This is a genomic window from Pseudomonas sp. 210_17 TE3656 (genome assembly GCF_054821965.1).
The window spans coordinates 2,950,118-2,968,509 of record NZ_JBTRBC010000001.1 but is presented as its reverse complement, the minus strand read 5'-3'; the positions used below and the strand labels follow the sequence as shown (position 1 = coordinate 2,968,509).

18 protein-coding genes are annotated in these 18,392 nt (G+C 62.0%); 11 read left to right on the top strand and 7 right to left on the bottom strand.

The features are described 5' to 3' along the window. The first annotated feature begins 38 nt into the window (after positions 1–38). Positions 39–701, top strand: a complete 663-nt coding sequence (gene yrfG / locus ACVI9W_RS13870) for a GMP/IMP nucleotidase (protein WP_461530299.1) — start codon at positions 39–41, stop codon at positions 699–701. Here the strand turns inward: yrfG and lysM are convergent, their stop codons facing one another. Continuing rightward, a complete protein-coding gene (gene lysM / locus ACVI9W_RS13865) occupies positions 702–1,142 on the bottom strand; it encodes a peptidoglycan-binding protein LysM (RefSeq protein WP_038605656.1) in 441 nt (146 codons plus the stop codon). 84 nt (positions 1,143–1,226) lie between these two features. Here lysM and ACVI9W_RS13860 point away from each other — a divergent pair, with 84 nt between their 5' ends. From ACVI9W_RS13860 to ACVI9W_RS13835, 6 genes are all read left to right on the top strand, one after another. Further along, positions 1,227–2,114 (top strand): LysR family transcriptional regulator, encoded by an 888-nt coding sequence (locus ACVI9W_RS13860; RefSeq protein ID WP_038605654.1) that lies wholly within the window; start codon positions 1,227–1,229, stop codon positions 2,112–2,114. Between the two features lie 92 nt (positions 2,115–2,206). Further along, the gene (gene fdhD, locus ACVI9W_RS13855) at positions 2,207–3,037 is read left to right on the top strand and encodes a formate dehydrogenase accessory sulfurtransferase FdhD (protein WP_038605652.1); all 831 of its coding nucleotides are present in this window, start codon (positions 2,207–2,209) and stop codon (positions 3,035–3,037) included. Between the two features lie 2 nt (positions 3,038–3,039). Beyond that, positions 3,040–5,376, top strand: coding sequence for an FdhF/YdeP family oxidoreductase (locus ACVI9W_RS13850; protein WP_461530298.1), 2,337 nt, complete (start codon positions 3,040–3,042; stop codon positions 5,374–5,376). 212 nt (positions 5,377–5,588) lie between these two features. Next, positions 5,589–6,065, top strand: a complete 477-nt coding sequence (locus ACVI9W_RS13845; protein ID WP_174446934.1) for a glycine zipper domain-containing protein — start codon at positions 5,589–5,591, stop codon at positions 6,063–6,065. A gap of 289 nt (positions 6,066–6,354) precedes the next feature. Beyond that, complete coding sequence (locus tag ACVI9W_RS13840) at positions 6,355–7,170, top strand: CheR family methyltransferase (protein WP_461530297.1); 816 nt, start codon at positions 6,355–6,357, stop codon at positions 7,168–7,170. A 118-nt stretch (positions 7,171–7,288) separates the two neighbouring features. Further along, a complete protein-coding gene (locus ACVI9W_RS13835) occupies positions 7,289–7,945 on the top strand; it encodes a response regulator (protein ID WP_157190808.1) in 657 nt (218 codons plus the stop codon). 9 nt (positions 7,946–7,954) lie between these two features. Here the strand turns inward: ACVI9W_RS13835 and ACVI9W_RS13830 are convergent, their stop codons facing one another. From ACVI9W_RS13830 to ACVI9W_RS13815, 4 genes are all read right to left on the bottom strand, one after another. Then, positions 7,955–8,383: an acyl-CoA thioesterase gene (locus tag ACVI9W_RS13830; RefSeq protein WP_461530296.1), complete on the bottom strand. Its 429-nt coding sequence runs from the start codon at positions 8,381–8,383 to the stop codon at positions 7,955–7,957. Positions 8,384–8,625: 242 nt separating this feature from the next. Further along, the gene (locus ACVI9W_RS13825) at positions 8,626–10,167 is read right to left on the bottom strand and encodes a phosphoenolpyruvate carboxykinase (protein WP_157190804.1); all 1,542 of its coding nucleotides are present in this window, start codon (positions 10,165–10,167) and stop codon (positions 8,626–8,628) included. A 179-nt stretch (positions 10,168–10,346) separates the two neighbouring features. Further along, positions 10,347–11,249 carry an Hsp33 family molecular chaperone HslO gene (gene hslO / locus ACVI9W_RS13820; protein WP_461530295.1) on the bottom strand — a complete coding sequence of 301 codons (903 nt, stop codon included), beginning with the start codon at positions 11,247–11,249 and terminating at the stop codon, positions 10,347–10,349. A 62-nt stretch (positions 11,250–11,311) separates the two neighbouring features. Further along, positions 11,312–11,713, bottom strand: coding sequence for an RNA-binding S4 domain-containing protein (locus ACVI9W_RS13815; RefSeq protein WP_038605631.1), 402 nt, complete (start codon positions 11,711–11,713; stop codon positions 11,312–11,314). Positions 11,714–11,854: 141 nt separating this feature from the next. On the opposite strand from ACVI9W_RS13815, the gene rimB reads away from it, so the two are divergent. After that, positions 11,855–12,337, top strand: a complete 483-nt coding sequence (gene rimB, locus ACVI9W_RS13810; RefSeq protein WP_157190801.1) for a retropepsin-like aspartic endopeptidase RimB — start codon at positions 11,855–11,857, stop codon at positions 12,335–12,337. Further along, complete coding sequence (gene rimK, locus ACVI9W_RS13805; RefSeq protein WP_038605625.1) at positions 12,334–13,239, top strand: 30S ribosomal protein S6--L-glutamate ligase; 906 nt, start codon at positions 12,334–12,336, stop codon at positions 13,237–13,239. The genes rimB and rimK overlap by 4 nt, the downstream gene beginning before the upstream one ends. Here the strand turns inward: rimK and ACVI9W_RS13800 are convergent. After that, a complete protein-coding gene (locus tag ACVI9W_RS13800) occupies positions 13,236–14,549 on the bottom strand; it encodes an ATP-binding protein (protein ID WP_038605623.1) in 1,314 nt (437 codons plus the stop codon). The two genes, rimK and ACVI9W_RS13800, sit on opposite strands and share 4 nt — an antisense overlap. Before the next feature lie 127 nt (positions 14,550–14,676). Beyond that, the gene (gene ompR / locus ACVI9W_RS13795; protein ID WP_045180947.1) at positions 14,677–15,417 is read right to left on the bottom strand and encodes an osmolarity response regulator transcription factor OmpR; all 741 of its coding nucleotides are present in this window, start codon (positions 15,415–15,417) and stop codon (positions 14,677–14,679) included. Positions 15,418–15,657: 240 nt separating this feature from the next. Between ompR and ACVI9W_RS13790 the strand changes: the two genes are divergently transcribed. After that, positions 15,658–17,976 (top strand): Tex family protein, encoded by a 2,319-nt coding sequence (locus ACVI9W_RS13790; protein ID WP_461530294.1) that lies wholly within the window; start codon positions 15,658–15,660, stop codon positions 17,974–17,976. After that, complete coding sequence (locus tag ACVI9W_RS13785; RefSeq protein WP_461530293.1) at positions 17,976–18,359, top strand: PaaI family thioesterase; 384 nt, start codon at positions 17,976–17,978, stop codon at positions 18,357–18,359. Before ACVI9W_RS13790 ends, ACVI9W_RS13785 begins: the two co-directional genes overlap by 1 nt. Positions 18,360–18,392 lie beyond the last annotated feature (33 nt).

Here is an 18,392-nt window from a genome sequence, read left to right as displayed (position 1 = left end):
GCCCGGCCACCGCTGCCCTGACTGTCCGAGAATTTCATATGCCCGTTTTAGCCTGGTCCACCATCGACACCGTCCTGCTGGACATGGACGGCACCCTGCTGGACCTGCACTTCGACAACCACTTCTGGCTCGAGCACCTGCCCCAGCGCTATGCCGACCTGCACGGTATCAGCCGGGCGATGGCCGAGCTGGAAATGCAGCCCCTGTTCGAGCAGCACGCCGGCTCGCTGAACTGGTACTGCCTGGATTTCTGGAGCCGCGAGCTGAATATTTCAGTGCGCGACCTGAAGCTGGAAACCGCCCACCTGATCGCCTTGCGCCCGGACGCTGACACTTTTCTCCAGGCCATCAAGCAGGCCGGCAAGCGGGTGATCCTGATCACCAACGCCCACCGCGACTCGCTGTCGCTGAAACTGGAACGGGTGGAACTTGCGCCCTACTTCGAACGCCTGATCAGTTCTCATGACTACGGTTACCCCAAGGAAAACCCGCAGTTCTGGGAAGCCTTGCAGGCCGATATCAATTTCACGCCGGAGCGCAGCCTGTTTATCGACGACACCTTGTCGATCCTGCGCAGCGCCCGTGATTTTGGCGTGGCGCACCTGCTTGCGGTGCGCCAGCCAGATAGCCGCAAAGGGCCGCGGGATACCGAGGAGTTCGCCGCAGTCGAAGACTACCGGGCGCTACTCGAAGGCTTGTGATTACTCGGGAATGCGCAGCGACTGGCCCGGATAGATCTTGTCCGGATGCTTGAGCATCGGTTTGTTGGCTTCGAAGATCTTGTTGTACAGATTGGCGTTGCCATACACCGCCAGCGAAATCGCGCTGAGGGTATCGCCCTTCTTCACCACCACAAAGCGCGCAGCGGCGACGACCGGTCCGGTCACGGTGATCTGGTCATCCACGCTAGCCACGCCGGCAATGTTGCCCAGCGCCAGAAGAATCTTCTCCTTTTCTTCCTGGCTGGCCACTTCTCCGGTGACGGTCACCTTGTCGCCATCGACCGTGGCCTGGATGTTCGGGTTGCCGAGGCCAACCGCTTCCACATGCTTCTGCAATTGCTCGCTGGCATTGGCATTACCTGGGGTCAGCAGGTCGATGATTTTCTCACCGGCCTCTTTGATGAAACTGAAAATGCTCATACCGCTCTCCTTGGTGATGAATCTCGGAGCCTGGAGTCTAGGACAGGTTAGAATGCTCCGCCTGCTTTGCGCCACGGAGCGACGATGGACATCAAACAACTCAAATTCCTCATCGCCCTGGATGAAACCCGCCACTTCGGCCAAGCCGCCGCCCGCTGTCATGTAACCCAACCGACCTTGTCCATGCGCCTGCGCAACCTGGAGCAAGAGCTGGACCTGGCCCTGGTCAACCGTGGCCAGCGCTTCGAAGGCTTCACCGCCCAGGGCGAGCGGGTGCTGGCCTGGGCGCGTACAGTGATTGCGGCTTACGATGGCCTGCATGCTGAAGCCGCCGCCTGTCGCGGCCACCTGGTCGGTAACCTGCGCCTGGGCGTAGTGCCGCTGTCGAGCTTCGATCCGTTGCCCTTGCTGCAACGCCTGCACCAACACCACCCGGACCTGAACTTCGAACTCAGCGCGCTGAGCTCCGAGCAGATTCTTGAGCAGTTGACCAGTAACCGTCTGGATCTGGGGGTGTCCTACCTCGAACGCCTGGACCACGAGCGTTTTCTGTCCCTGCCCCTGGGTGAAACCCGCATGGGCCTGTTGTATGACCCAGATCATTTTCGCTTCGACGAGCAGCCCTTAAGCTGGCAGGCATTGACCGAACTGCCGCTGGGCCTGCTGACCGCCGGCATGCACTTTCGCCAGTCGATCGATCACAACTTTCACAGCCGGGGGCTGGAGCCGCGGTTGCTGCTACAGACCGATGCCGTCCATCAGCTGGTCCAGGCGGTCGGCGGCGGTTTGTGTTGCGCGATCATGCCACTGGCAGCGGGCCTGGAAGTCCTCACCGAACGGCTGCGCCTGCAACCGATCGAACAGGCCAGCACCCTCGCGCCACTGGGCCTGATCATGCGGCGCACGGCGCCACGCTCGGCCCTGGCCGAAGCCTGCCTGGCTGAATTCCAAGCCTTGCAAAGCGGTGCCTGATCGACGCCATCTATCAAGGCATCAGCATTAGCGATTAGACGATACCCGAGCGCAAGCCTAGGCTTAAACCAGACCAGCCGCCGGTATCTCTAATGAGCACAACACCTCCGGCCTGCGCGGCGTCCGCCCCCCTGACTGCGCCCGCGGCCAGCAACCGCTATGACTACAGCCACCTGACCGATGACAGCCAGGCCAGCACGCCGCTGGCCGAAGAAGTCGCCCTGGGCATTGCCTACAACGGCATCAACCAGGCGGTAATGCTGGTGAGCCCGACCGACCTTGAAGACTTTATCGTCGGCTTCAGCCTCGGCAGCGGCATCATCACTTCGCCTGACGACATCTATGACCTCAAGCTCACCGGCCGGGGCTCGGCGATCAGCGCAGAAGTGGAAATCGCCAGCCGCGCCTTCTGGAACCTGAAAAACCAGCGGCGCCAGCTGGCCGGCACCAGTGGCTGCGGTCTGTGCGGGGTCGAAGCCCTGGAACAAGCGCTGCCGGAACTGAAGGTGTTGCCTGGCGCCCCGCTGCCGCCCGCGCACTGGCTCGACGGTCTGCGCCAGCGCATCGATGCTTTCCAGCCGCTGGGCCAGCACTGCGGTGCGGTACACGCGGCATTGTTCATGAACAACCAGGGCGAACTGCTGCTGGGCCGCGAAGACATTGGCCGGCACAACGCCCTCGACAAGCTGATCGGCGCCCTGTTGCGCCAGCACATCAGCCTCGACGGTGGCCTGGCGATCGTCACCAGCCGCTGCAGCCTGGAGTTGATCCAGAAAGTCCTGCGCGCCGGCATCCAGACCCTGGTCAGCCTGTCGTCGCCCACCGGCCTGGCCCTGCAATGGGCGCGCCGCCACAACCTCAACCTGATCCATCTGCCCAAACACAGTGCGCCACGGGTGTTCAGCCCCGTGCTGGAGAACTGACCGTGAGCCTGCACCACCAAGCCGACCAGAAGCCTGTCCCGCGTTACAAGCCCTACCACGGTGCCGCCGGCGGCTGGGGCGCGCTGCGCAGTGTGGCCCAGGCCTGGCTCGGCAGCGATAACGCGCTGAAGAACATCCGCGCCCTGCTCAAGACCAACCAGAATGGTGGCTTCGATTGCCCCGGCTGCGCCTGGGGTGACTCGCCGGAAAACGGCATGGTCAAATTCTGCGAGAACGGCGCCAAGGCGGTGAACTGGGAAGCCACCAAGCGCCGTGTCGATGCGGCGTTCTTCGCCCGCCACAGCGTCACCTCGCTGCTGGCCCAGAGTGATTACTGGCTCGAATACCAGGGGCGGCTGACCGAGCCGATGGTCTATGAGCCGACTACCGATCGCTACCGCCCGATCGACTGGGATGGCGCTTTCGCCCTGATCGCCAGCCACCTGCAAAACCTCGCCAGCCCCAACCAGGCCGAGTTCTACACCTCGGGCCGGGCCAGTAACGAGGCGGCTTATCTGTACCAGCTGTTCGTGCGCGCCTACGGCACCAACAACTTCCCGGACTGCTCGAACATGTGCCACGAGGCCAGCGGCGTGGCTCTGGGCCAGAGTGTCGGGGTCGGCAAAGGCACGGTGACGTTTGATGATTTCGAGCACGCCGATGCGATTTTCGTCTGGGGCCAGAACCCCGGCACCAACCACCCGCGCATGCTCGAACCGCTGCGTGAAGCGGTCAAGCGTGGCGCTCAGGTGGTCTGCATCAATCCCCTCAAGGAACGCGGCCTGGAGCGTTTCCAGCACCCGCAGCATCCGCTGGAAATGCTTACCAACGGCGACCGTCCGACCAACACCGCGTACTTCCGTCCGGCGCTGGGCGGCGACATGGCGGTGTTGCGCGGCATGGCCAAGTTCCTCCTGCAGTGGGAACGCGAAGCGCAGGCCAGCAACGCACCGGCGATCTTCGATCATGACTTCCTCAATCAACACACCCAAGGTGTGTCCGACTATCTGCAAGCGGTGGATAACACCTCATGGGCGCAGATCGAGGCCCAGTCCGGTCTGAGCCTGGCCGATATCGAACAAGCCGCGCGGATGTACTGCAAAGCCAGGAAAGTCATCATGTGCTGGGCCATGGGTATCACCCAGCACCGCCACTCGGTGGCGACCATCCAGGAAATCGCCAACCTGATGCTGCTGCGTGGCAACCTCGGCGTTCCCGGTGCAGGCCTGTGCCCGGTGCGAGGCCACAGCAACGTCCAGGGCGACCGGACCATGGGCATCAACGAACGCCCGCCGGTGGCCCTGCTCGATGCCCTGGAGCGCCGTTTCAGCTTCAAGGTGCCGCGCCATAACGGCCATAACACCGTGGAAGCGATCCGCGCCATGCTCGCCGGTCAAGCCAAGGTGTTCATCGGCCTTGGCGGCAACTTTGCCCAGGCAACGCCCGACACCGAACGTACCGCCCAGGCCTTGCGCAACTGCGAGCTGACCGTGCAGATCAGCACCAAGCTCAACCGCAGCCACCTGATTCACGGTAAACAGGCACTGATCCTGCCCTGCCTGGGCCGCACCGACATTGACCTGCAAAGCGAAGGCCCGCAGGCGGTCACGGTGGAAGACTCGTTCAGCATGGTGCATGCCTCCAACGGCCAGCTGCAGCCACTGTCACGGCAAATGCGTTCGGAGCCTGCGGTTATCGCCGGCATTGCCGCCGCCACGCTCGGTGCCAAACCGGTGGACTGGAACTGGTTGGTGGCCGACTACGGACGTATCCGCGACCTGATTGGCGACACCATCCCCGGCTTCGACAACTTCAACCAGCGCCTGGAGCACCCTGGCGGGTTCTATCTGGGCAACAGCGCCGGGCAGCGGCAGTGGAAGACCGCCAGCGGCCGGGCCAACTTCAAAGCCAACGGACTGCCGGACGACTTGCTGCACGAGTGCATACGCGCGACCGGCCAGGTACCGGACCTGATCATGCAATCGATGCGCTCCCACGATCAGTACAACACCACCATCTATGGGCTCGACGACCGCTACCGGGGGGTCAAGGGCCAGCGCAACGTCCTCTTCGCCAACGAGGCCGACATCATCCGCCTGGGCTTTCACCCAGGGCAAAAGGCCGATATCGTGTCGCTCTGGAGCGATGGCCGTGAACGTCGGGTCAAGGGCTTCACTCTGCTGGCTTTCGACATTCCGGCAGGTCAGGCGGCGGCGTACTATCCGGAAGTCAATCCGCTGGTGCCGCTGGAAAGCGTCGGTGACGGCAGCCACACCCCGACCTCGAAGTTCGTTGCGATCAAACTGCAGGCCGCCAGCGACAACGCGCGCATCCTCTGACAGCATTCTCGGTTCGAGAACGAAAAAAAAAGGCCCTGGCAGCGATGCCGGGGCCTTGTTTCAAGTAAGCTCAGACAGCGTAAAATCAAGAAAGTTTCATAGTTAAAACAGCAACTTAGCGAATTGTGCACAAGTCGTGTTACTCGTCGGATTTCCGTTGCCAGCCCCCTTCGCCAGCCTCAGGATCGCCTCGTCATCCCTATGAGGCTTTCTTGATGAAGTACTCCTCGATTCTGTTGTTGTCTCTCGGCCTGCTCAGTGGCGTTGCCTCGGCAGGTGGCACCACCGAAGCCGGTATTGGCGGCGCATTGGGTGGGGTACTGGGCTCAGTGGTCGGCAACTCGATTGGCGGCAGCACTGGCTCGACAATCGGCGCGGGCCTTGGCGGCGCGGCAGGCAGTGCGGTCGGTGCGAACAAGCACAGCCGTGGTGAAGCGGCCATCGGTGGCGCCTTGGGCGCAGCGGGCGGTAACGCAATCGGCCGTAGCGTGGGCGGCACTACTGGTGGCTACATGGGTGCTGCCGCAGGCGGTGGTGCCGGCGGTGCGCTGGGTAACTACATGGGCAAAGAAGCGGACGAGGACGATTATCGCCATAGCCGACGTGGTTATGACGACCGTCGTTACTACCACGACCGTGGCCACCACTATGGCCATCGCAAGCACAAGAAGCACTGGCGCCACCGCTAAGCGTGCCTGGGCTTAAGCCAATCTCTTAGTCCCTGCCCTCACCGGCAGGGACTAAGAGCGCTCCATCCGCGTTACCGCTCAAGCCGTTCAGGCAAATCCCCCGCTGACTCAGCAAAGCCCTACAGCGCCCTATTATCCCTACCTTGTTTATGGCCTTAGGGGTCACCCCGATTCTGCCGGTAGTAGCCAGTAGCTATCATCGATCATTCCCCAATCAGCCAATGGACGCAGGGAATGCGCATCGATTCTGCAACGCCGACCCGACTGCCCATTGCCCGCAGAGGCTGATATGCCGGCCGGCAAACGCTTACCCGCGCTCAACGAAGTACAGTTCCTTGAGCTGCAATCTCTGGTCGAAAACGCATCGGGCGTGATTCTGCCAGCTGACCGCCGTGCGGTCATTGCAGCCCGCCTGGCCAGACGCCTGCGACACTATCAGCTAGCGACTTTCGCCGATTACCTGCACCTGCTCACGCTGCCCGAACAGCATGCCGAGCGTCAGCGCGTGGTCGAATTGCTGGTCGCCAAAGAGACCTATTTCTTCCGTGAGCACCGGCATTTCGAGTTCCTTGCCCACTGGCTGGCTGAGCACCCCGGTCCTACGCGCCTCTGGAGCGCCGCCTGCGCGTCTGGCGAAGAAGCCTACAGCTTGGCCATGGTCGCCAGCGAACACGCCGTCAACGACAACTGGCGCATCCTCGCCAGCGACATGAGCCCAGGCATGCTCGGACTTGCCCGTGAAGGCATCTACGACATCGCCCAGGCACGTTACTTTCCCCGGGGCTGGTTGCAGCGCTACTGCCAGTGTGGCGTTGGCGAAATGGCCGGGCGTCTGCAAGTACAGCTTGCCCTGCGTGAGCGCGTCAGCTTGCAGCAAATCAATCTGATCCAGGCATTGCCTGATGATCTCGGCGTATTCGATGCGATATTGCTGCGTAATCTGCTGAGCTGTTTCAGTCAGGATGACAAGCAACGGGTGGTCCAGCGCCTGCTGGCCAGGCTGCGCCCAGGTGGGCTGCTGTTGATCGGCCACAGCGAAAGCATTCACGGGCTTGATCTGCCATTACGGCCGATACTGCCCTCGGTGTTCGAGCGCCTATGTTGACCTGCGCTGCCGACACCGACGGCAGACCTTCGATACTGATCACGCGCCGTCGCGGCAGCGCTCATACGGACCGAGCAAACCTGCCGCCTCCCAACATTTGCGAAACAGGCTCGAACCCATGCTTTGCCGAATCCTACTTGCCGACGACTCGCCGCTCTTTCGAGCCGGCCTGCGCGCGTTGCTCGAACAAAAAAAACAATACGCCGTAATCGGTGACGCAGGCGACGGCATGACCGCTGTCGCCCTGGCAGAAAGGCTCAAGCCTGATGTCATTGTTCTCGCCATGACTGCCGACACCCTGGACAGTGAACAGATCCTGCGCGAGTTGTATTTGCGCGCACCGACCTGCCACGTGCTGATGCTCTCGTCACGTTCGGAACTGGACTTCGTCATGCGTTGCCTGCAACTCGGCGCCCATGGCTTTCTGCTCAAAAGTGCCACCGTGCAAGAGCTGGAGCAGGCGTTGCAGGCCTTGAAGAATGGCGGCCAGTACCTGTCCTCGGCAGTTCTGCCAATGGTCATCGGCCAGGCCGTCAAACACAGCCGCAAGCGCACGCCCGCAAACAACGCCATGCAGCTGACGACCCGTCAGCTGGAAATCCTGCGGCTCATCGCCCGTGGCGAAAGCACCCGCTCGATTGCCGACGGCCTGGGCCTGAGCGTAAAAACCATCGAGGCGCACCGTTCACAGATCATGCACCGCCTGCAGATTCATGATGTGCCGGGCCTGGTGTTGTTTGCGGTCCGTGAAGGCATCATTTGCCTGAACGACTGAGCGCGCGGCTCAGCCTTGCAAGCTCAGCAGCGCCGCCTGCAACTCGGCCGGCAACGGCACAGGCCGTCCCGAGGCGCGCTCGACGAACACCTGGACCACCTTGCCCGCTGCGCAAGGTTGCGCCTCGCCAACCCGGAACAAACCCAACTGGTACTCCACCGAACTGCCGGCCAGGCGCGCTACCCGCAGACCGACTTCAAGGGTGTCGGGAAATGCCGGCAAGGCGAAAAAGTCCGCCGCCGAGCTGACCACAAAACCGACCACCGCCCCTTCCTGCGGGTCCAGACCGCCCTGCTGCTGGAGGAATGCCTGGATAGTGGTGTCGAAGTAGCTGTACACCGTGGCACCGGCGATATGGCCGTTAAGGTCGCTGTCTTGCCAGCGCGTGAGGATCGGTTGCAGGTGGGGATAGTCGTGGCGTTGAGGGGTATCGGACATGGCGGGCCTGTACATGTAGAAGGTCGAATGCAAGCTTCCCATAATTCCAGCTTGCGGCGGAACCTGTGGGAGCTGGCCTTGCCAGCGATGAGGCCAGCACTGACAACACGTCCACGTCCACATTCAGGCGAGTGCGTTGCACTCGATCGCTGGCAAGGCCAGCTCCCACAAGTCCAGAGTCACCCGCACCAACGAAAAAGCCGCCCCTGGGGGCGGCTTTTTCGTTTCACACTGGCTTCAGCTTACAGCTGTGGGCCAGCGGCCTTGATGGCGTCGGACACTTCAAATTTCTTGAAGTTGTCGATGAACAGGTTGGCCAGGGCCTTGGCTGCTTCATCGTAGGCGGCTTGGTCAGCCCAGGTGTTGCGTGGGTTGAGCAGGACGGTATCGACGCCAGGAACGGTTTTTGGCACGTCCAGGTTGATGATGTCCAGGTGCTCGGTCTCGGCACCGACCAGCGCGCCGCTCTGGATCGCTGCGATCACCGCACGGGTGGTCGGGATGTTGAAGCGCTTGCCGACGCCGTAGCCACCACCGGTCCAGCCAGTGTTGACCAGGTAGACCTTGGAGCCGAAGCCCTTGATACGCTTGATCAGCAGTTCAGCGTACTCGCCAGCCGGACGCGGGAAGAACGGCGCGCCGAAGCAGGTGGAGAAGGTCGACTTGATGCCGCTGCCCGAACCCATTTCAGTGGAACCGACCAGCGCGGTGTAACCGGACAGGAAGTGGTAGGCCGCCTGTTCGTTGTTCAGGATCGAAACCGGTGGCAGTACGCCAGTCAGGTCGCAAGTCAGGAAGATAACGGCGTTTGGCTCGCCACCCAGGTTCGCTTCGGAACGCTTGGCAACGTGCTCCAGCGGGTAGGCGGCACGGCTGTTCTGGGTCAGGCTGACATCGGCGTAGTCGGCGTGTTTGGCGTCGTCGATCACGACGTTTTCCAGCACCGCACCGTGCTTGATGGCTTTCCAGATGACCGGCTCGTTCTTCTCGGACAGGTCGATGCACTTGGCGTAGCAGCCGCCTTCGATGTTGAAGACAACGCCTTCGCCCCAACCGTGCTCGTCGTCACCGATCAGGTAACGGCTTTCGTCAGCCGACAGGGTGGTCTTGCCGGTACCCGACAGACCGAAGAACAGGGTGACGTCACCCTCTTCGCCGATGTTGGCAGCGCAGTGCATTGGCAGCACGTCAGCAGCCGGCAGCAGGAAGTTCTGCACCGAGAACATGGCTTTCTTCATTTCACCGGCATAACGCATGCCAGCGATCAGCACCTTCTTCTGGGCGAAGTTGAGGATCACGCAGCCATCGGAGTTGGTACCGTCACGCTCTGGTACGCACTCGAAGTTGGCAACGTTGAGAACTTGCCACTCATCACGGCCAGCAGGGTTGTACTGCTGCGGGTTGATGAACAGGCAACGACCGAACAGGTTCTGCCAGGCAGTCTGGGTGGTCATCTTCACCGGCAGGTAGTGCTCGGCGGCAGCGCCTACGTGAACGTAGGAAACGAAATGCTCTTGTGCGTTGTTGAACGCCTCAACGCGGTCCCACAGGGCATCGAACTTGTCGGCCGGGAACTTGCGGTTGATCGGGCCCCAGGCGATGGCATCCTGAGTGGACGGCTCTTCGACGATGAAACGGTCAACCGGCGAACGACCAGTGCGATGACCAGTTTTCACAACCAGCGCGCCAGTATCGGCCAGCTCGCCTTCACCGCGGTTCAGCGCTTCTTTTACCAGCTCATCGACGCTCAGGTCGGTGTACACGGTGTTGTTGGCTTGCGTCATGAGATTCCCCATCCGGCCTGCGGCCGAGTGCTCCAAACGTTTTGTAGTAGAGCTTTGAAAACTACTACAGCGAAAAAAGTGGCCGGATTATGCCAGAAACGCCCAAAAAAAGTAGGGCCCTCCTGTCAGAACGGCGAGTTTCCGGCGTTAGACAGGAGATTTACCTGTAGTGAAACGTTTTAGTGCCGAGTATCTGACGGCGTGTCTACACCGCCACCGGCGAACAATTGCTCGATATCGGCTGCATCGAATTGGTAGCGCTGGTTACAGAACTGGCAGTCGACTTCGATGTTGCCGCCATGCTCTTCGACCAGCGCCAGCGCATCATGTTTACCGAGGCTGACCAGGGCATTACCGGAGCGCTCGCGCGAGCAGCTGCAGCGGAAATGCAGGGGCTGGATATCGAACAGGCGCACGGCGTCTTCGTGATACAGGCGATGCAGTACGGTCTCGTTGTCCAGACCGAGCAGTTCCTCGGCTTTCACCGTGTTGGCCAGAGCCTTCACGTGGTTCCAGCTTTCCTCACGCTCCTCGATGTCCTTCTGGCGATCGGCGGGCAGCTGCTGCACCAGCAGGCCACGGGCACGGATGCCATCGGCGGTGAGGGAAATGCAGGTGTTGATCTGCTGGGACATGACGAAATAGTTGGTAAAACATTCCGACAGGTCCTTGCCGTCCAGCTCAACGGTGCCCTGGTAGCGCTGACCGTTGACCGGAATGATGGTCAGGACCAGATGACCGCCTGGCATCAGGTCGGCAAGGGTCGCATCATCCTTGATCTGCTCGGCCACATAGCGTGCCAGGCCGCGAATCTCGTGCTCGCTGGTGCATTCGATGGCCAGCAGCGGCACCGGCCCGCTCGACTGTGCCTGAAGGATCAGCAGGCCATCGAACTTCAGCGTGCCGACCAGCAACGCGGCAGCCGCCATCAGCTCGCCGAGCAGTTGCGCAACAGGCTGCGGGTAAGGATGTTTGGCCAGCACTTCGGCGTAGCTGCGCTCCAGCCCGACCATTTCACCGCGGACATCGCGGTCGTCGAAGATGAAGCGTTGGGTGTAATCGGTATCCGGCAATTCAGACATGGGTTCGGGTTTTCGCGTAAATGAGTTAATGGCACCTAGTTTATCAGTGCGCCCCGCGCCCGTTAACCGGCGCTGTCGTGAAGCTGGTGGAGCTGACGCCGTTGTTTCTTGGTTGGCCGACCATCGGTCGTCACGCCCAGTGCGCCAGCCTTGCGCATGGCGGCCGCCTTCTCGCGCCGCTCGATACTTTCGGCGGTTTCTTCATACAGCGCCTGGGCCTCAGGCGCGCCACGACGCACCACTGATAGCGCCTTGACCACCACCGTGCGCTCATCAAAGCCGGTGCGCAAGACGAATTCGTCGCCCACCCGTGGCTCTTTGCCTGGCTTGCATCGCTCACCCCGGCAGTGCACCTTGCCACTCTCGATGGCCGCCTTGGCCAGCGCCCGGGTCTTGTAGAAGCGCGCTGCCCATAGCCATTTGTCCAAGCGGACCTTATCGTCCTCTTCCGGCTTTTGTGCCATGACATTTCCCCGCTTAATTTCGTAAACGGAACTGTACTACCGTATCTGGCGGATGCAAAAAAACCGCGGCGTGCTTACAGTTCACCGACCTGTCGCGCACGCCGGTTCCGGCCTTGCGACTTTTCATGCTGGTTGAGCAATTTGAAGACATTTGACCATTTGACTGTAATTGGCCTGCGCGAGTGGGTAGCCTTGCCCGACCTCGGCGTGGCTGGCCTGCGCGCCAAGATCGACACCGGCGCCAGCACCTCGAGCCTGCATGCCACCGAGGTCGAGCCTTTCGAGCGCAACGGCGAGCCCTGGGTGCGCTTCAATGCGCACCTGGGCTCGGTCGTGCAGCTACGTCACCGGCGCTGCGAAGCGCCGCTGGTGACGATGAAAACCATCAAGAGCTCCAATGGCCAGGCGCAAATCCGCTACGTGATCCGCACACCGCTGGCACTGGGTGACCGGGTCTGGCAAGTGGAATTCACCCTGGCGTGCCGCAAGGCCATGCGCTATCGCCTGTTGCTCGGTTCCAAAGCCCTGATCCATGGCCAGTTGGTGGTCAATCCGGGCCTCAAGTACGTTCAGGACAAGCCGGCATTTCCGGCCACTATTTCTCCTTCCACAGGTGTTGCATGAAGATCGCCGTGCTGTCGCGAAACCCGCGTCTGTATTCCACTCGTCGTCTGGTTGAAGCCGGTACTGCACGAGGCCATGAAATGGTTGTGATCGATACCCTGCGCGCCTACATGAACATCGCCAGCCACAAGCCGCAGATCCACTACCGCGGCAAGCCCCTGGAAGGCTTTGATGCGGTGATTCCGCGCATCGGGGCCTCGGTGACTTTCTATGGCTGCGCGGTGCTGCGTCAGTTCGAAATGATGGGTGTGTTCCCGTTGAACGAGTCGGTGGCCATCGCCCGCTCGCGTGACAAACTGCGCTCCCTGCAACTGTTGTCACGCCGTGGCATCGGCCTGCCGGTCACCGGTTTTGCCCACTCCCCCGACGATATCCCCGACCTGATCCAGATGGTCAACGGCGCACCGCTGGTGATCAAGGTACTCGAAGGCACCCAGGGCATCGGCGTGGTCCTGTGTGAAACCACCAAGGCTGCCGAGTCGGTGATCGAGGCGTTCATGGGCCTGAAGCAGAACATCATGGTGCAGGAGTACATCAAGGAGGCCGGCGGCGCCGATATCCGCTGCTTCGTGGTCGGTGACAAGGTCATTGCCTCGATGAAGCGCCAGGCCAAACCCGGCGAGTTCCGCTCCAACCTGCACCGCGGCGGCAGCGCCAGCCTGATCAAGATCACCCCGGAAGAGCGCATGACCGCCATCCGTGCGGCCAAGGTCATGGGGTTGAGCGTCGCCGGGGTGGATATCCTGCGCTCCAATCACGGCCCGCTGGTGATGGAGGTGAACTCGTCACCTGGGCTTGAGGGCATCGAGGTCACCACCGCCAAGGACGTTGCCGGGATGATCATCGAGCATCTGGAGAAGAACGGCGGGCCAAACCTGACCCGCACCAAAGGTAAGGGCTAAACCGCGTCGCGCGGCAGCAACAGCCCCAGCGGCAGGCGTACCCGGGCTTCCAGGCCGCCGCCGGAGCGGTTGCGCAGCTCGACATTGCCGCCATGCTGGGCGGCGATTCGCTTGACGATCGCCAGCCCCAGCCCCGTGCCCTTGCCGCTGCGGGCACGGTCACCACGAATGAACGGGTTGAAGATCCCTTCCAGCTCGTTCGGATCGATGCCCGCCCCCCGGTCCAGCACACTGAGCACCACGTAAGGCGCACTGCTGTCACCCGAGACGTAGGCCGCCACCTCAACCCCTTTACCGGCGTGATACAGGGCGTTGCCAATCAGGTTGTTGAGCATGCGCTTGAGCGAAACACGGCGCAGCGGGAAAGGCGGAATCGGCTCGAGGCACAAGCGCACCCGCTCTTCAGGCTGGTTGAACGGCGCAACCACCTCGCGCACCAGATCGCTCAGGTCGACCTCTTCCACCGGTTCGTCACGCCCGTCACGGATGAAGGCGAGGAACTGGTCGAGGATGGCGTCCATGTCTTCGATGTCCCGCACCATGTCGTCAGTCAGGTCGCTTTCGTTGGCCAGCAACGACAAGGACAGTCGCAAGCGGGTCAAGGGCGTACGCAGGTCGTGGGACACACCCGCCAGCATCAACTCCCGCTCGCGTCCGGCCTGTTCGACATCTTCGGCCATCTGATTGAAGGCCCGGTAAACCTCGGTCATCTCGCTCGGCGTATCGCTGACCGGCAAGCGCACACTGCGCCCCTGCCCCAGTTGCCGGGCGGCAAACACCAGGCGTTTGAGCGGCTGGTTGAGCTGACGGACAAAGATCCAGGCTGACGCCGTGGACAACAGACCAATGGCCAGGAACCAGCCCAGTACGCTCCAGATTTTCTGGCCGCGCAGCGGATGTGGATACAGTGGCACTTTCAACCAGCCATCACCCAGGCTCGGCGCCCTTACCCACAGCGCTGGTGGCGCGTGGATGCGCAGGCGTACCTCGGTGTCGGCGCCAAGCTCGGCCTGCATCTGGCGCTGGTAGATTTCACTGTACGGCCAGTGCTGTTCACCTTCCGGCACACCGGAGCCGACCACCCGGATCAATCCTGCCGCTTCAGCAATCTTGTCGCGGTCGGACTCATCGGCGGCCCAGTAGGCACGCAGGGTCAGGGCCACCCCGTGGCTGTACTGACGATCGACCAGCACGTCTTCGTTCATCAGCAGGTAAACCAGGGTCAGGGCCTTGGAAAACAGCACGACGATCAGCACCAGCCAGAGGGTGCGGGCGAAGAAGCTTTGCGGGAACCACAGGGGCGTTTTCATTAACAACGGCTACACACTTTGCAGGAACGAGCATGGCTCGCAGGCTTTGCGGATCTCGGCACACGCAAAAACAGGGCAACCCGAAGGTCCGCCCTGCTTGCAGTGACTGGCTCCTACACTCGAAACATCACTTGCTGGCATTGCCATCCGGTACAAATACGTAGCCAACGCCCCAGACAGTCTGGATATAGCGCGGCTTCGACGGATCGGGTTCGATCATGCGACGCAGGCGGGAAATCTGCACGTCGATGGAACGCTCCAGGGCATCCCATTCACGGCCACGGGCCAGGTTCATCAGTTTGTCGCGGGTCAGCGGCTCGCGAGCATGCATGACCAGCGCCTTGAGCACGGCGAACTCACCCGTGGTGAGCATGTGCACTTCTTCGCCACGCTTGAGTTCACGGGTCGCCAGCGACAACTCATAGTCGCCGAAGGTGACGGTTTCATCTTCGCTGCCCGGTGCGCCCGGTACCGCGGGAGCCTGACGACGCAGCACGGCCTTGACCCGCGCCATCAACTCGTCGGGATTGAACGGTTTGGCCAGATAATCGTCGGCCCCCAGTTCCAGGCCCTTGATCCGGCTCAGTTCGTCGCCCTTGGCGGTGAGCATGATGATCGGGATCTGGTTGTTGGCGGCGCGCAGGCGACGGCAGGCGGTCAGACCATCCTCGCCAGGCAGCATCAAGTCCAGGACGACCAGGTTGAAAACCTCACGGGCCAGCAGGCGGTCCATCTGTTCGGTATTGGGTACTGCACGGGCGCGATAGCCCTTACTGGTGAAGAAACGTTCCAGCAGGCTGCTCAAGCCCGGGTCGTCATCGACGATGAGAATTTTTTCGCCTTCAGCGGTTTGTGCAGTGCTGCTCATGAATAACTCCTCTAATCTCGGCACGCATTATGGCTTAGCCGCCATTGGCCGTGCCGTGTGCATTGTTAGCAGATTTTTCCCGGTGCGCCAGTTCTGCCTGGTCGAGAGCTGGCGCGCTGCTATCACCGCAAGTCCGGCGCGCTGGGTATAATGCGCCGCTTTCAGCCAGCGCCGCATTGCTCCGGGTGCCCCATGGCGCCCGCCCGCGGCCTTTGTTTTCACAATTTGTCAGGTGGTTTTATGGACAGCATCAACAGCCGCATCGCCGAGGAACTCGGTGTCCGCCCACAACAGGTCGAAGCGGCCGTGGCCCTGCTGGATGAAGGCTCGACGGTGCCTTTTATCGCCCGTTACCGTAAAGAAGTGACCGGCAGCCTGGATGACACCCAACTGCGCCATCTGGAAGAACGCCTGCGCTACCTGCGCGAACTGGACGACCGCCGCGCCAGCATCCTGGCCAGCATTGAAGAGCAAGGCAAGCTGACCCCTGAGCTGGCCCGCGAGATCAAGCTGGCCGACACCAAGACCCGCCTCGAAGACCTCTACCTGCCTTACAAGCAAAAGCGCCGCACCAAGGGCCAGATCGCCCTGGAAGCCGGCCTCGGCGAGCTGGCCGATGGTCTGCTGAACGACCCGCAACTGAGCCCTGAAGCCGAAGCGGCACGTTTTGTCGACGCCGAAAAAGGCGTGGCCGACGTCAAGGCCGCGCTCGAAGGCGCCAAGTACATCCTCATGGAGCGCTTTGCCGAAGACGCCAGCCTGCTCGACAAGCTGCGCAGCTTCCTCAAGCAGGAAGCCGTGCTCAGCGCCCGCCTGGTGGCCGGCAAGGAAGAGGAAGGGGCCAAGTTCCGCGACTATTTCGAACACGATGAACTGCTCAAGAGCGTGCCGTCGCACCGCGCCCTGGCAATTTTCCGCGGCCGCAACGAGGGCGTCCTGGCCGCTTCGCTGAAGGTCGGCGAAGAGCTGCCGGGCACCCTGCACCCCTGCGAAATGATGATTGCCGAGCGTTTCGGCCTGCAGAACCACAACCGTCCTGCGGACAAGTGGCTCGGCGAAGTGGTGCGCTGGACCTGGAAGGTCAAACTCTACAGCCACCTGGAAACCGACCTGTTCGGCGAGTTGCGCGACAATGCCGAAGGCGAGGCGATCAACGTCTTCGCTCACAACCTGCACGACCTGCTGCTGGCCGCCCCGGCCGGCCCGCGCGCGACCCTGGGCCTTGACCCGGGCCTGCGTACCGGTTGCAAGGTGGCAGTGGTCGATGCCACCGGCAAGCTGCTCGATACCGCCACGGTCTACCCGCACGTGCCGAAAAACCAGTGGGACCAGACCATCGCCGTACTCGCCGCCCTGTGCGCCAAGCACTCGGTAGAGCTGATTGCCATCGGCAACGGTACCGCCAGTCGCGAAACCGACAAGCTGGCCGCCGAACTGATCAAAAAATATCCAGCACTGAAAATGACCAAGATCATGGTCTCCGAAGCCGGCGCTTCGGTGTACTCGGCCTCGGAACTGGCAGCGCGCGAATTCCCGGACCTCGACGTGTCGATCCGTGGTGCCGTGTCGATTGCCCGCCGTCTGCAGGACCCGCTGGCGGAACTGGTGAAGATCGATCCGAAATCCATCGGTGTCGGCCAGTACCAGCATGACGTTTCGCAGCTCAAGCTGGCGCGCGGCCTCGACGCCGTGGTCGAGGACTGCGTGAACGCCGTCGGCGTCGACGTCAACACCGCCTCGGTGGCGCTGCTGGCGCGGATTTCCGGCCTCAACAGCACCCTGGCACAGAACATCGTCAGCCACCGCGACGCCAACGGTGCGTTCAAGACCCGTGCGGCGTTGAAGAAAGTCAGCCGCCTGGGCGAAAAAACTTTCGAACAGGCCGCCGGCTTCCTGCGCGTAATGAATGGCGACAACCCGCTGGATGCCTCGGCGGTGCACCCTGAGGCCTACCCGCTGGTGCAACGCATCGCTGCCGAAACCGACCGCGACATCCGTTCGCTGATCGGCGACAGCGGTTTCCTCAAGCGCCTGGACCCGAAGAAATTCACCGACGAAACCTTCGGCCTGCCCACCGTCACCGACATTCTCCAGGAACTGGACAAACCCGGCCGCGACCCGCGCCCCGAGTTCAAGACCGCTGAGTTCCAGGAAGGTGTCGAAGACCTCAAGGACCTGCAACTGGGGATGATCCTCGAAGGCGTGGTGACCAACGTGACCAACTTCGGTGCCTTCGTCGATATCGGCGTGCACCAGGACGGCCTGGTGCACATCTCGGCGCTGTCGGAGAAGTTCATCAAGGACCCGCGTGAAGCGGTCAAGGCTGGCGACGTGGTCAAGGTCAAGGTCATGGAAGTCGACATCCCGCGCAAACGCGTCGGCCTGTCGATGCGCATGAGCGACACCCCGGGCGAGAAGATCGACGGCGCCCGCGGTAGCCGTCCAGGTTCGGCACCACGCCAACAGGGCGCTCCAGCCCGCGCCAAAGAAACTCCGGCCCCGACCAACAACGCCATGGCGTCGCTGTTTGCCAACGCCAAACAGTTGAAGAAGAAGTGATGGAGACCCCGCAAGAGGTCGTCCTCAGCGCCTTCAGCCAGCTGCTTGGCTGCCGCCTGCAGCGTCTGGACGCGGGGGTTGCAGAAATGACCCTCGCCCTGGAGCCGCATTTGCGCAACCGCGGCGCCAAGCTGCACGGCGGGGCGATCTTCAGCCTGGTCGATACCGCCATGGGCCTGGCCTGCTCCAGTTCCCATGGTTTCGACCAGCAGAGCGTGACCCTGGAATGCAAGATCAACTACCTGCGCGCGGTCAGCGAAGGTGAGGTGCGTTGTATCGCCCGGGTGCTGCATGCCGGGCGGCGCACCCTGGTGGTCGACGCTGAAGTACTTCAGGACGACAAGCTGGTGGCAAAAGCGCAGGGAACGTTCGTCGTCCTCTAGCCGCAAACAGCCAAATTGCGATACTTTCGGCAG

Excerpts from the sequence above, each read along its gene's own strand:
- yrfG (WP_461530299.1), top strand. The coding sequence starts at position 39 with ATGCCCGTTTTAGCCTGGTCCACCATCGACACCGTCCTGCTGGACATG.
- lysM (WP_038605656.1), bottom strand. The coding sequence starts at position 1,142 with ATGAGCATTTTCAGTTTCATCAAAGAGGCCGGTGAGAAAATCATCGAC.
- ACVI9W_RS13860 (WP_038605654.1), top strand. The coding sequence starts at position 1,227 with ATGGACATCAAACAACTCAAATTCCTCATCGCCCTGGATGAAACCCGC.
- fdhD (WP_038605652.1), top strand. The coding sequence starts at position 2,207 with ATGAGCACAACACCTCCGGCCTGCGCGGCGTCCGCCCCCCTGACTGCG.
- ACVI9W_RS13840 (WP_461530297.1), top strand. The coding sequence starts at position 6,355 with ATGCCGGCCGGCAAACGCTTACCCGCGCTCAACGAAGTACAGTTCCTT.
- ACVI9W_RS13835 (WP_157190808.1), top strand. The coding sequence starts at position 7,289 with ATGCTTTGCCGAATCCTACTTGCCGACGACTCGCCGCTCTTTCGAGCC.
- ACVI9W_RS13830 (WP_461530296.1), bottom strand. The coding sequence starts at position 8,383 with ATGTCCGATACCCCTCAACGCCACGACTATCCCCACCTGCAACCGATC.
- ACVI9W_RS13825 (WP_157190804.1), bottom strand. The coding sequence starts at position 10,167 with ATGACGCAAGCCAACAACACCGTGTACACCGACCTGAGCGTCGATGAG.
- hslO (WP_461530295.1), bottom strand. The coding sequence starts at position 11,249 with ATGTCTGAATTGCCGGATACCGATTACACCCAACGCTTCATCTTCGAC.
- ACVI9W_RS13815 (WP_038605631.1), bottom strand. The coding sequence starts at position 11,713 with ATGGCACAAAAGCCGGAAGAGGACGATAAGGTCCGCTTGGACAAATGG.
- rimK (WP_038605625.1), top strand. The coding sequence starts at position 12,334 with ATGAAGATCGCCGTGCTGTCGCGAAACCCGCGTCTGTATTCCACTCGT.
- ACVI9W_RS13800 (WP_038605623.1), bottom strand. The coding sequence starts at position 14,549 with ATGAAAACGCCCCTGTGGTTCCCGCAAAGCTTCTTCGCCCGCACCCTC.
- ompR (WP_045180947.1), bottom strand. The coding sequence starts at position 15,417 with ATGAGCAGCACTGCACAAACCGCTGAAGGCGAAAAAATTCTCATCGTC.
- ACVI9W_RS13790 (WP_461530294.1), top strand. The coding sequence starts at position 15,658 with ATGGACAGCATCAACAGCCGCATCGCCGAGGAACTCGGTGTCCGCCCA.
- ACVI9W_RS13785 (WP_461530293.1), top strand. The coding sequence starts at position 17,976 with ATGGAGACCCCGCAAGAGGTCGTCCTCAGCGCCTTCAGCCAGCTGCTT.